The sequence below is a fragment of the Ornithinibacillus halophilus genome (assembly GCF_900129485.1).
GTDB lineage: Bacteria > Bacillota > Bacilli > Bacillales > Amphibacillaceae > Ornithinibacillus > Ornithinibacillus halophilus.
The window spans coordinates 1-12,825 of record NZ_FQVW01000066.1 but is presented as its reverse complement, the minus strand read 5'-3'; the positions used below and the strand labels follow the sequence as shown (position 1 = coordinate 12,825).

General features: G+C 35.5%; 9 protein-coding genes, 1 tRNA gene and 1 other annotated feature. Of the genes, 9 read left to right on the top strand and 1 reads right to left on the bottom strand.

Annotated features, from left to right (window positions below; genetic code table 11):
- From recF to BUB12_RS16105, 5 genes are all read left to right on the top strand, one after another.
- The coding region (gene recF, locus BUB12_RS16125) for a DNA replication/repair protein RecF (RefSeq protein ID WP_143155658.1) at positions 1-670 on the top strand (670 nt) is incomplete at its 5' end.
- A 15-nt stretch (positions 671-685) separates the two neighbouring features.
- Positions 686-964, top strand: a complete 279-nt coding sequence (remB, locus tag BUB12_RS16120) for an extracellular matrix regulator RemB (RefSeq protein WP_072891935.1) — start codon at positions 686-688, stop codon at positions 962-964.
- A gap of 32 nt (positions 965-996) precedes the next feature.
- Positions 997-2,916 carry a DNA topoisomerase (ATP-hydrolyzing) subunit B gene (gene gyrB, locus BUB12_RS16115; protein WP_407668460.1) on the top strand — a complete coding sequence of 640 codons (1,920 nt, stop codon included), beginning with the start codon at positions 997-999 and terminating at the stop codon, positions 2,914-2,916.
- Positions 2,917-3,010: 94 nt separating this feature from the next.
- Positions 3,011-5,515: a DNA gyrase subunit A gene (gene gyrA / locus BUB12_RS16110; RefSeq protein ID WP_072891933.1), complete on the top strand. Its 2,505-nt coding sequence runs from the start codon at positions 3,011-3,013 to the stop codon at positions 5,513-5,515.
- Positions 5,516-5,616: 101 nt separating this feature from the next.
- Positions 5,617-6,708: an HD-GYP domain-containing protein gene (locus tag BUB12_RS16105; RefSeq protein ID WP_072891932.1), complete on the top strand. Its 1,092-nt coding sequence runs from the start codon at positions 5,617-5,619 to the stop codon at positions 6,706-6,708.
- Between the two features lie 48 nt (positions 6,709-6,756).
- Here the strand turns inward: BUB12_RS16105 and BUB12_RS16100 are convergent, their stop codons facing one another.
- Entirely contained in the window at positions 6,757-7,710 is a 954-nt protein-coding gene (locus tag BUB12_RS16100) for a YaaC family protein (RefSeq protein WP_072891931.1), read from the bottom strand.
- Between the two features lie 170 nt (positions 7,711-7,880).
- Here BUB12_RS16100 and guaB point away from each other — a divergent pair, with 170 nt between their 5' ends.
- The 4 genes from guaB to BUB12_RS16080 all read left to right on the top strand — a co-directional run bounded on the left by guaB (position 7,881) and on the right by BUB12_RS16080 (position 12,823).
- Positions 7,881-9,350: an IMP dehydrogenase gene (gene guaB, locus BUB12_RS16095; RefSeq protein WP_072891930.1), complete on the top strand. Its 1,470-nt coding sequence runs from the start codon at positions 7,881-7,883 to the stop codon at positions 9,348-9,350.
- A 126-nt stretch (positions 9,351-9,476) separates the two neighbouring features.
- Complete coding sequence (locus BUB12_RS16090; protein WP_234982739.1) at positions 9,477-10,817, top strand: D-alanyl-D-alanine carboxypeptidase family protein; 1,341 nt, start codon at positions 9,477-9,479, stop codon at positions 10,815-10,817.
- 75 nt (positions 10,818-10,892) lie between these two features.
- Positions 10,893-11,124, top strand: a binding site (T-box leader).
- Positions 11,125-11,177: 53 nt separating this feature from the next.
- On the top strand, positions 11,178-12,452 hold the full coding sequence (gene serS, locus BUB12_RS16085) for a serine--tRNA ligase (RefSeq protein WP_072891929.1): 1,275 nt from the start codon (positions 11,178-11,180) through the stop codon (positions 12,450-12,452).
- Positions 12,453-12,733: 281 nt separating this feature from the next.
- Positions 12,734-12,823: transfer RNA gene (locus BUB12_RS16080), tRNA-Ser, on the top strand.
- Positions 12,824-12,825: the final 2 nt, after the last annotated feature.

Below are 12,825 nucleotides of genomic sequence, written 5' to 3'. Positions count from 1 at the left end.
TCATTTAGGTCAGTATCAGAAAATATTAAAGCAGCGCAACCATTTATTAAAACAAATGCAACGTAGAAAAGTAAAAGATAAAACAATGCTACGTGTCCTAACTGAACAACTTTCTGCTCATGCAGCTACTATTTTAGAACGTAGATTTAATTTCTTAGAATTACTACGTCAATGGGCAAGTCCAATTCATCATGGGATTAGTAGGGAGTTAGAACAGTTGGAAATCAAGTATTCTCCTTCAATAGAAGTATTAGAAGATACAAATAAGGAGAAAATAGAAACTATATATTTAGAAAAATTTCACGAAATAGAAGAAAAGGAAATTGAACGCGGCACCACACTAGCTGGACCACACCGTGATGATTTGCTTTTTTACGTTAATCAAAAAAATGTACAAATATATGGTTCACAGGGACAGCAGAGAACTACTGCTTTATCTGTAAAATTAGCCGAAATTGAACTAATCTACAATGAAGTTGGAGAATATCCAATTCTGTTACTAGATGATGTGTTGAGTGAACTAGATGATTATAGACAGTCTCATTTATTAAATACCATTCAAGGTAAAGTGCAAACATTTGTATCAACCACAAGTGTAGATGGTATTAACCATGAAACTTTAAACAAAGCGGAATTATTTCGAATAAAAAATGGAAATGTCGAAACGTAATAGTGGGGGGATCAAATGTTTATTCATATAGGCAATGGGAACGTTATTCGTTCTAAAGATATAGTTTCTATTATTGATCAAAATGTAATAACGTCATCAACGATCATGGAAGAAATGCTTAAAGAAAATAAACAAATTATTGTTGGCCCAACTGTAGACGTTAAATCTGTAGTAATCACAGGAAAAATCATTTATTACAGTACTTTATCAGTTTCTACTTTAAAGAAACGAGCAAGTATGATTTCAACCATAAGTAAACTAGAAGATTATTCAGATGAAATAGAAGTAGAATAATTGCAAATAGAAATGTAGGTGGAAGAATGGCAATGGACGAAAAGCTAAAAAACGAAGAAACATATAATGCCGATCAGATACAGGTTCTTGAAGGATTAGAAGCTGTTAGAAAAAGACCTGGGATGTACATTGGTTCAACTAGTGAGAAAGGTCTTCACCACTTAGTGTGGGAAATTGTCGATAATAGTATAGATGAGGCATTGGCAGGGTATTGTGATCATATCGAAGTTATTGTTGAAGAAGATAATAGTATCACGGTAAAAGATAATGGTCGTGGTATTCCAGTAGATATTCAAAAGAAAACTGGAAAACCTGCTGTTGAAGTCATTATGACTGTTCTTCACGCCGGAGGTAAATTCGGTGGTGGAGGTTATAAAGTTTCTGGAGGATTACACGGAGTAGGTGCCTCTGTAGTTAACGCTCTTTCTACTTACTTAGAAGTTTCTGTTCATCGTGATGGAAAGGTACATTACTTAAAGTTTGAACGTGGAGTTCCTCAAGAGGAATTAAAAGTTATTGGAGATACAGATATAACGGGAACTGTAACTCATTTTCAGCCTGACCCAGAGATCTTTTCAGAAACAACGGAATATAACTTAGATACGTTGACACAGCGACTTCGTGAATTAGCATTCCTAAATAAAGGAATAAAAATTACTTTAGAAGATAAACGAACAGATGCTGAACCACAGAATTTCTATTACGAAGGTGGAATCAGTGAATACGTTGAGTTTATTAATAAAAATAAAGAAGTATTGCATGAACCATTTTTTGCTGAAGGAGAAGACCAAGGAATAACTGTGGATATTGCGATTCAGTATAATGATGGTTTTGCAAGCAATATTTATTCGTTTGCAAATAATATTTCTACGTATGAAGGCGGTACACATGAATCTGGTTTTAAGACTGGTTTAACACGTGTAATTAATGATTATGCGCGTAAAAATAACTTGTTTAAAGAAAATGATCCTAATTTAACTGGTGACGATGTACGTGAAGGTATGACAGCAATTGTTTCTGTTAAGCACCCTGATCCTCAATTTGAAGGCCAAACAAAAACGAAATTAGGAAATAGTGAAGTTCGTACTGTTACTGATTCAGTATTTAGCGAAACATTTTCTAAGTTTTTATATGAAAATCCTTCAGTTGCCAAAATTATTGTTGATAAAGGATTAATGGCATCTCGTGCCAGAGCTGCTGCTAAAAAAGCACGTGATTTAACTAGAAGGAAAAGTGCTCTTGAGATCTCAAATCTACCAGGTAAACTAGCAGACTGTTCATCAAGAGATCCAGAAATAAGTGAACTGTATATCGTTGAGGGGGATTCTGCCGGAGGTTCTGCTAAGCAAGGACGTGACCGTCATTTCCAAGCAATTCTTCCATTACGAGGAAAAATTTTAAACGTGGAGAAAGCTCGTTTAGACCGTATTTTATCGAATAATGAAGTGCGCTCCATGATTACAGCACTAGGTGCAGGAATTGCAGATGATTTTGATATTACTAAGGCGAGATATCATAAAGTCGTTATTATGACAGATGCCGATGTTGATGGTGCGCATATCCGTACATTACTATTAACGTTTTTCTATCGCTTTATGCGTCCATTAATCGAAAATGGGTTTGTGTATATTGCTCAGCCACCACTATATAAAGTGCAGCAAGGGAAAGCAGCCTATTATGCATATGATGATAAAGAATTAGAGCGGATACTAGAGGAAATACCGAAAACTCCTAAGCCGGGCTTACAGCGTTATAAAGGTCTAGGTGAAATGAATGCAGAGCAGCTTTGGGAAACAACAATGGATCCTGATAACCGGACATTACTTCAAGTAGAATTACAGGATGCAATTGATGCAGACCAAGTTTTTGACATGTTAATGGGTGATAAAGTTGAACCACGTCGAAACTTTATTGAAGAAAATGCCCGCTATGTTAAGAATTTAGATATCTAGGTCATGAATTAACTTTATAGATTGTGTGTAGTGTTTCCATGGTATGTCGTTTAACAGACATACCTGTGTGTTCTATTAGGAGGGTTTTATAATTATGGCAGAAAATGAACGTAAAAGTATTCAGGAAGTTAATATAAGTCAAGAAGTCCGTACTTCATTCTTAGACTATGCAATGAGTGTTATTGTTTCACGTGCGTTACCAGATGTAAGAGACGGGATGAAACCTGTACATCGAAGAATATTATATGCAATGAATGATTTAGGTATGCACGCTGATAAAGCTTATAAAAAATCCGCTCGTATTGTTGGTGAAGTAATTGGTAAATATCACCCACACGGTGATTCAGCTGTTTATGAAGCAATGGTACGTATGGCGCAAGATTTTAGTTATCGTTACATGCTCGTTAATGGTCACGGGAACTTTGGTTCTGTAGACGGTGACTCTGCCGCTGCGATGAGGTATACCGAGGCGAAAATGTCCAAAATCTCAATGGAGTTATTACGAGATATTAATAAAGATACAATTGACTATCAAGATAACTATGATGGGTCTGAACGAGAACCTGTCGTATTCCCATCTCGTTTCCCAAATCTATTAGTAAATGGTGCTTCAGGTATTGCTGTAGGGATGGCAACGAATATACCTCCTCATAATCTTGGGGAAACAATCGATGCCGTACTTGCAATAAGTAAAAATCCTGATATCACCATTGAAGAATTGATGGAAGACCATTTACATGGACCAGACTTTCCGACAGCTGGACTAATTTTAGGCAGAAGTGGAATTAGAAAAGCATATGAGACTGGAAGAGGTTCTATTACAGTTCGTGCAAAAGTTAATATTGAAGAAAAACCAAATGGCAAAACAACGATAATTGTTACAGAGTTACCATATCAAGTAAATAAAGCAAAACTAATTGAAAAAATTGCTGAATTAGTTCGTGATAAAAGAATTGAAGGTATCACTGATTTACGGGATGAATCTGACCGTAATGGGATGCGTATTGTAATGGAATTACGCCGTGACGTTAATGCGAATGTATTGTTAAATAACTTATATAAGTTTACTTCTTTACAAACAACATTTGGTGTGAATTTATTAGCATTAGTAAATGGAGAACCTAAAGTACTAAATGTAAAACAATGTTTAGAGCATTATTTAGATCACCAAAAAGTGATTATTAAACGAAGAACTGCTTTTGAATTACGAAAAGCAGAAGCAAGAGCTCATATTTTAGAAGGTTTGCGTATTGCGTTAGATCATTTGGATGAAGTAATTTCTTTAATCCGTAATTCGAAAACAGCAGATATTGCTCGTGAGGGATTAATGGAACGCTTCAAATTAACTGAGAAACAAGCACAAGCAATTCTAGACATGCGTTTACAACGTCTAACAGGTTTAGAGCGTGAAAAGATAGAAGAAGAGTATAATGACCTTGTGAAATTAATTGCAGAATTAAAAGCGATTTTAGCAGACGAAGAAAAAGTACTAGAAATTATTCGTGAAGAACTTGTTGAAATTAAAGAAAAATATGGTGATGATCGCAGAACAGAAATTACGGTTGGTGGGGCAGACTTTATTGAAGATGAAGATTTGATCCCTGTGGAAAATATCGTCATCACCCTTACTCACCAAGGCTATATTAAACGATTGCCATCATCGACTTACCGTACACAACGTCGTGGTGGACGAGGGATTCAAGGGATGGGAACCAATGAAGATGACTTTGTAGAACATCTAGTTTCCACGTCAACCCATGATACGATTCTATTCTTTACTAACAAAGGAAAGGTATATAAGCTGAAAGGGTATGAAATTCCTGAATTTAGCCGAACAGCAAAAGGTATACCAATTATAAATGTGTTGCAAGTTGAAAAAGGTGAATGGGTAAATGCGGTTATTTCTGTAAATGAATTCAGTGAAGACTGGTATTTCTTCTTTACAACTAAAAATGGAATTTCCAAACGAACACAGTTATCACAATTTGCGAATATTAGAAAAGGTGGATTAATCGCACTTGGGCTTAAAGAAGAGGATGAATTAATCTCTGTTCGATTAACGGACGGTACAAAGGATATCATGATTGCAACAAAACATGGATACCTAATCCGATTCCCTGAAGATCAAGTTCGTTCAATGGGAAGAACAGCATCTGGGGTACGAGGAATTTCATTAAGAGAAAATGATGAAGTTGTTTCCATGGAAATATTAGATGACGGCCTACAAATCATGCACGTTACGAATAAAGGTATTGGTAAGCGTACACCTGAAGATCAGTACCGTATTACAAAACGTGGTGGTAAAGGTATCTTCACTTGTAAGTTAAATGATGATACAGGTCATGTAGTCGCTGTAAAAGCAGTCACTGGGGAAGAAGATATCATGTTAATTACGGTTGACGGAGTTCTTATCCGAATCCCAGTAGAAGGTGTATCTCAAACAGGTAGAAACACTCAAGGTGTTCGTCTCATCCGCTTACAAGAAGGTGAGGAAGTAGCAACTGTCGCTAAAATTGAAAAAGATGAAGAAGAGGTAGTAGAGGCAGAGGAAACTGAGAATACGTCAGTACAAGATAATGAAGAAGATATAGAAGAATAAAAAGAAATATTGGATGGAAAAGGTGACAAAAACATAGGAAATAACTTCTTGTTTTGTCGCCTTTTTCTTTACATAAATGAATATTTGGGGAGGAAATGAGGATGCGAGTAAAGCCTTCGCAGCTAGTTCCTGGCTGTATTCTCATTAGAGATGTCATTGGAAAAACAGGTCGTCCAATAGTCCCAAGAAAAGCAATATTGACGAAACAGCATATTGATTTCCTAGATAAATTCCTAATAAATCAAGTTGATGTTTCAGATAAATTGAGCAATGGAAAGCCGTTCGAGCCAAAAAAATTAGAAAGGCAGAAAAAGATTCAAAAAAGTGATATTACGTCCTATCCATTTGAAAAGCATTATCAATTGGTTGTGGAGGCATTTAAAAAGCTCTTTCAAAAATGGCAAAATAATATTCCTATTGAGATTCCACTAGTTCGAAAGCTAATTGTTCCACTTATTGAAAGAATGGAAGATATAGGGTCTTCAATTTATCAGTTACATCGTTTTACTAATAAAAAAGATTACTTTTATCATCATTCAGTTTCGGTTGCTATTTTAGCAGCATATATAGGGAAGAAGTTAGGATATGAAAAAGGAGAATGGATTCAGATTGGACTGGCAGGATTTTTGAGTGATGCTGGAATGTCTAAACTTGGAAACATCATTTTTAAAGAAGAGGAATTATCAACGGCTGAATTTCAAGAAATAAAAAAGCATCCAACCTATTCATACCGGATGGTTGAGCATAATTCATTGGTGACAACCCACGTAAAATTAGCAGTACTTCAACATCATGAACGTTTAGATGGTAGTGGTTACCCACTTGGATTAACACAAGGTAAAATACATCCATTTGCAAAGATAATCTCTATTTGTGATATGTATCATGCAATGATGAGTCAAAGAACCTATAAAGAAAGCCAATCACCATTTAAGGTAATCGAGACATTACAAAATGAACAGTTTTCGAAGCTAGATCCAAAGGTTGTTCAAACATTTCTACAAGGAATTACTGACTTTTCGATTGGAACGAAAGTCATTCTTTCTAATGGAGAAGCGGCTGAAATTGTATTTATGGATTCGAATCAACCTACTAGACCAATGGTGAAATTAGAAAACAGTGAGATAATCTCATTAAGCAATAATAAAGAATTATTCATTAAAGATATAGTAACAAAAACAAAGAATGGCTAGCATCTTCTTTTTTTGATGCTAGTCAATTTTTATGGAAACGTTTCGCTCCTAACTGTGTATTTTTCTTAATAACAAATCCCCTATAAAAAGTGGGATCTTTTCTGCTGTAATGTGTATAAATTGGTGAACAAGTGGGAAATCAATATCAGCCTTAGAATGCAATAATTCTCCCCACCATTCGGATTCATAACGACTAATCATACTTAAATTATATAAAAGCAAATAGTGTACCATGACTTCTGGAATACTGAAAAAATCCTCACGAGTAGAAGGAAAATAGACCGATGTGTCGCTATGCAAATAGAAAGGACCGTTTACTTCTTGAATAGAATTCTCCAACTGAACGATAACCTCTGTTTGAGTGCTTTCTATATGTTTTATTACAGGAATATAATCTTCTATCTTTCTAATTAAGGATTGATCAGTTAGATGGTAATTATCTAGTAATGTCGTTGGGAAATAAAGAACATTGGAATTCAATTTTCCAACTTTCGATAGCTTTTCTTTATTATGAAATATAAATAATTCACTTAGCTCAGGAATACGTCCTAATAACGATTCCATTGTAACTTTTTCAAAAGGAATAGTGTTTATGCCATATAGATGTTTTGAGAAGTATGGAAATAATCCATTATGTTGTATTTTTACTTCATCCTCTAGGAAGGAATAGTCTTTTTTCTTTCGCTTTCTCGTGGAAACACCATGTGCAAGTAATGAAGTTGATTCTGGATAATCTGGTCTAACAGTCATAAGGCCGGCTTTTAGCAGATGAACCATCCCGTAGAATAAAAGAACTGGTTTTAGCGTCATATCATTACTTTTACCAGCATCATAATATTTCATTGCATGTTCCAAATAATAGATAAATGTATTACAATTTTCGTAACTCTTCACTTCTGCATTTTCATGATTGATTCTTTCATAACAATTATATAAATATTGTTGTGCTGTTTGTTGAGAAGTTAAGTAGGTATAAAAGGAATCAATTCTTTCTTTATCCATTTTAAAACTCCTATATTACTCTAAAATTTCGGAATCTATTTTCTTTTATAAAATAAAAGAAAGTCTGTTGAAAAAGGAACGATGTTAACGTATTGTATATTACAATAGATATACCTATATAGTTTGTACGTAATTAAAAATTTCATTCATTGAAGGTGAGGAGAGGTAACATGCGTTCTGATAAATTTGAAAAACAAGGATTGACATTTGATGATGTCTTATTAATGCCATCGGAGTCTGAAGTGCTACCAAGAGAAGTTGATATTAGTACTGTTTTAAGTTCAAATATTAGATTAAATGCACCTTTATTAAGTGCAGGAATGGACACAGTTACCGAAGCCTCTATGGCTATAGCCATGGCACGTCAAGGTGGTTTGGGAATTATTCACAAAAATATGTCCATTGAAGAACAAGCCGAAGAAGTAGACCGAGTAAAGCGTTCGGAAAGTGGAGTAATTACGAACCCGTTTTTCCTAACTCCAGAACATCAAGTTTTTGATGCTGAGCATTTGATGGGAAAATTCCGTATCTCAGGCGTACCAATAGTGAATTCCATTGAAGAACAGAAATTAGTAGGTATCATCACGAATCGTGATTTACGTTTTATTCAAGATTACTCAATTGCAATATCCGATGTAATGACTAGTGAAAATCTAGTAACAGCTTCTGTCGGAACAACATTACAAGAAGCTGAGAAATTATTACAAAAATATCGAATTGAAAAACTACCATTAGTCGATGAAGATGGAGTGCTTAAAGGCCTTATTACGATAAAAGATATTGAAAAAGTCATTGAATTTCCTAATGCAGCCAAAGACTCACAAGGAAGGCTGTTAGTTGGAGCAGCTGTAGGTATAACAGGAGATTCCATGAAACGAATCGAAAAACTAGTAGAAGCTGGTGTTGATGTCATTGTTATTGATACAGCACATGGACATTCTAAAGGTGTAATCGATCAAGTTCGGAAAGTAAGAGAAATGTATCCTAACTTAGATATCATCGCAGGTAATGTGGCTACTGCAGAAGCAACAAAAGCATTAATTGAGGCAGGAGCAAATATAATTAAAGTTGGAATTGGTCCTGGCTCTATTTGTACAACTCGAGTTGTAGCAGGAGTAGGTGTCCCTCAAATTACAGCTGTTCATGATTGTGCCGTTGCTGCAGAGGAATATGGTATTCCAGTTATTGCTGACGGTGGAATTAAGTATTCTGGGGATATTGTGAAAGCATTAGCTGCTGGAGCACATGCTGTTATGCTAGGAAGTATGTTTGCTGGAACATCAGAAAGTCCTGGTGAAACTGAAATCTATCAAGGACGTCGCTATAAAGTGTATCGAGGAATGGGTTCTGTTGGGGCAATGAAACAAGGTTCAAAAGATCGATACTTTCAAGATACAGAAGATGCTAAAAAGCTAGTACCTGAAGGAATTGAAGGAAGAGTGGCTTATAAAGGTCCACTTTCAGATACCGTCCATCAATTATTAGGTGGTTTACGTTCTGGAATGGGCTATTGTGGAACACCAACAATTGATTCCTTAAGAAATGATGCAAAATTTGTTAGAATTACCAATGCTGGATTACGAGAGAGTCATCCACATGATGTTCAAATTACTAAAGAAGCTCCGAATTATTCAATTTAATTTCCTAAATTTGGTGGTAGATAGGGAGGTATCCCTATCTACTTTTTGGGACGAATATATGGTAAAATAACATAGTCAATAAACAGAATAAAATTATTTTCACAGCAAACGTTGGAGGTAAAAAAAGTGAAACATTTGAAGATTTCTTCAATAATAATGATTTTGATGGCTTTAGCCATATCGGTAGTGACACATCCAATAACAGCAAATGCAGAAAACTTAGATATAAAATCCAAATCAAGTATATTAGTTGACTTTGAAACAGGGAAGATTCTCTATGCTGAAAACATGGATACTGCAATGGATCCAGCTAGTATGACAAAAATGATGACAGAGTACTTAATATTAGAAGCTATTGATAATGGCGAAGTTAGTTGGGAAGACACTACATGGATTAGTGATTATGCTTATGCTATATCAGGTTTAAATAACTCTTCAGGTGTTGGATTACAACAAAGTTTTGATTTCTCTATCCATGATTTATATAAAGCAATGGCTATTAATTCAGATAATGCAGCAACTATTGCTCTAGCAGAATTAGATTCACTTGCTGGTTCTGAAGGTGAATTTGTAAAAATGATGAATCAAAAAGCACAAGAAATGGGATTGACAGAAGCTAAATTTGTTAACTCTACTGGTTTAACGAATAGTTATTTAGCTGCTGCACATCCTGAAGGGAAACATCCTGAAGGAACGGACCCTGAAGGTATTAATTTATTGTCTGCTAAATCAACAGCATTACTTGCGTATCGTTTATTAAGTGATCATCCTAAGGTTTTAGAATTTTCCAGTGCCCCTACTGCAGAATTTTATGGACAAACAATCGTTAACTGGAATTGGATGCTTCCTCATGAAGGAGTTAACTTTAAAGACTTCTATTATGAAGGTATTGACGGTTTAAAAACTGGAAATACAGGAAGTGAAAATGGTTATATGTTTACGGGTACTGCAGAACAAAATGGTAAACGTCTAATTACTGTAATTATGGGTGCAGAAAGTGAAGCAGTTCGCTTTAATGAAACAGCAAGACTGATGGATTATGGATTTAGAAATTTCCAAACTACTGAACTTTTTCCTGCTGGGTACCAACTTGAAGATGAGTCTGTTATCCCTGTTGGCAAAGGGAAAGAAGATAATGTAGAAATTGAATTGGCTGAAGGTTTTACAATTCCAGTAAAACAAGGTGAAGAAGAGTTATATAGTATTGATTACCAAATTGATGAATCACTATTAAATGAAGATGGAGAACTAGTAGCACCAATTGAAAAAGGGCAAATTATTGGTAAAGCAGAGTTAGTTTACTCTGGTGATAATGAATATGGATATATAACAGAAGGTAATGGAAATACAGTTGATTTAATTACATCAGACAGTGTAGAAAAGGCAAATTGGTTTATGTTAGCATTAGGTGCAATCGGAGACTTCTTTAGTGGAATTTTTGATACTGTAAAAGGTTGGTTCTCCTAAATCAAATTAAATTGAAATAATAAAACTTGCATCCTTATAAAAAATTGGCTATGATATACAATAATTAAACAATGTAAGAAAGTGTTGATAGGAAATAGTAATAGCATTTCTTCCTAAAGAGAGTCGATGGTTGGTGGAAATCGATGGTTGTATGCTATGAATCCATCCTTGAACTGGTTTACGGAATATAGAGTTCATACTCTATTAGTAAGTAAACCCGGTTAGTACCGTTAATAACGATGAGCCGGAAGAGGATAACTCTTCAATAAGGGTGGCAACGCGGGAATTCTATACTCTCGTCCCTATATTTGGGACGGGAGTTTTTTGTATTCTTTTTCAAACTAAAGGAGGAAATTAAATATGTTAGACATGAAGTTTTTACGCAACAATTTTAATGATGTAAAGGAAAAATTGCAACATCGTGGTGAAGATTTATCAGAACTTGACCGTTTTGGTGAATTGGATGAAAGACGCAGAACGTTAATTAATGACGCAGAAACCTTAAAGGCGAAAAGAAATGAAGCCTCTAAACAAATTTCTATTTTAAAGAAGGAAAAGAAAGATGCAGAACCAGCAATAAAAGAAATGCGTGAAGTTGGGGAGCAAATTAAAACTCTAGATCAAGAGTTAAGAGATATTGAAGAAACATTAGATAATATCTTACTATCTATTCCAAATATCCCACATGAGAGTGTTCCTGTTGGCGAAGATGAGGATGATAACGTAGAAGCACGTAAATGGGGAGAGTTACCTCAATTTAATTATGAGGCACAACCTCATTGGGATATTGCTACCAACTTAGAAATATTAGATTTTGAGAGAGCAGGAAAAGTAACTGGAAGCCGTTTTGTATTCTATAAAGGATTAGGGGCACGATTGGAACGTGCACTATGGAACTTTATGATGGATTTACATGCAGATGAACATGGATATGAAGAAATGTTGCCACCTTATATGGTTAATCGCACAAGTATGACTGGTACAGGACAGTTGCCAAAATTTGAAGAGGATGCGTTTAAACTAGAAGGATGGGACTATTTCATGGTTCCAACAGCAGAAGTACCAGTAACAAACTATCATCGCGAAGAAATTTTAATGGCAGATGATTTGCCGAAGAAATATGTAGCATTTAGTGGTTCTTTCCGTTCTGAAGCAGGATCTGCCGGTAGAGATACTCGTGGACTAATTCGTCAGCATCAGTTTAACAAGGTAGAACTAGTTCATTTTGCTAAGCCTGAGGATTCATATGAAACGTTAGAAACATTAACAGGCCATGCTGAGAAGGTATTACAACTATTAAACTTACCATATCGTGTAATGAGTATGTGTACAGGTGATTTAGGTTTCACGGCTGCTAAAAAATACGATATAGAGGTGTGGATCCCAAGCCAAAACACATACCGTGAAATATCATCATGTTCTAACTTTGAAGATTTCCAAGCAAGACGTGCTGGTATCCGTTTTCGTCGCGAAGCAAATGGAAAACCAGAGTTCGTTCATACACTAAATGGTTCAGGATTAGCAATTGGTCGTACAGTTGCTGCTATCTTAGAGAATTACCAACAAGAAGATGGCTCTGTAGTTGTTCCAGAAGTTTTAGTACCGTACATGGGTGGTAAAACAGTCATTAAATAAGTCTCATTCCGCTAGGTTCATTATGGACCTAGCGTTTTTCTTTAAAGTAGATTTTTTAGTTAAGAAAATATTAGGGATGTCTAGCGAAAGCCACCTACCCCCTCGAGGTCTTATGTCAATCCTCATCACGGGCAAAAAACGCCACGCTGAGGCTCGACTTTAGCTATGCCTGAGGGTGACCAAGGCGTTTGCGCTTTTCTTATAAATATCAGAGAATTTTTTTATTTTATTATTACGTTGACATGCCATTAGAATTAATGTATATTAATAAATGTTGTTACGGAGGTATACCCAAGTCTGGCTGAAGGGATCGGTCTTGAAAACCGACAGGCGGGTCAAACCGCGCGGGGGTTCGAATCCCTCTACCTCCTCC

Bases quoted from the DNA above. Each gene is read 5' to 3' on its own strand.
- remB (WP_072891935.1), top strand. From the start codon at position 686: ATGTTTATTCATATAGGCAATGGGAACGTTATTCGTTCTAAAGATATA.
- gyrB (WP_407668460.1), top strand. From the start codon at position 997: ATGGACGAAAAGCTAAAAAACGAAGAAACATATAATGCCGATCAGATA.
- gyrA (WP_072891933.1), top strand. From the start codon at position 3,011: ATGGCAGAAAATGAACGTAAAAGTATTCAGGAAGTTAATATAAGTCAA.
- BUB12_RS16105 (WP_072891932.1), top strand. From the start codon at position 5,617: ATGCGAGTAAAGCCTTCGCAGCTAGTTCCTGGCTGTATTCTCATTAGA.
- BUB12_RS16100 (WP_072891931.1), bottom strand. From the start codon at position 7,710: ATGGATAAAGAAAGAATTGATTCCTTTTATACCTACTTAACTTCTCAA.
- guaB (WP_072891930.1), top strand. From the start codon at position 7,881: ATGCGTTCTGATAAATTTGAAAAACAAGGATTGACATTTGATGATGTC.
- serS (WP_072891929.1), top strand. From the start codon at position 11,178: ATGTTAGACATGAAGTTTTTACGCAACAATTTTAATGATGTAAAGGAA.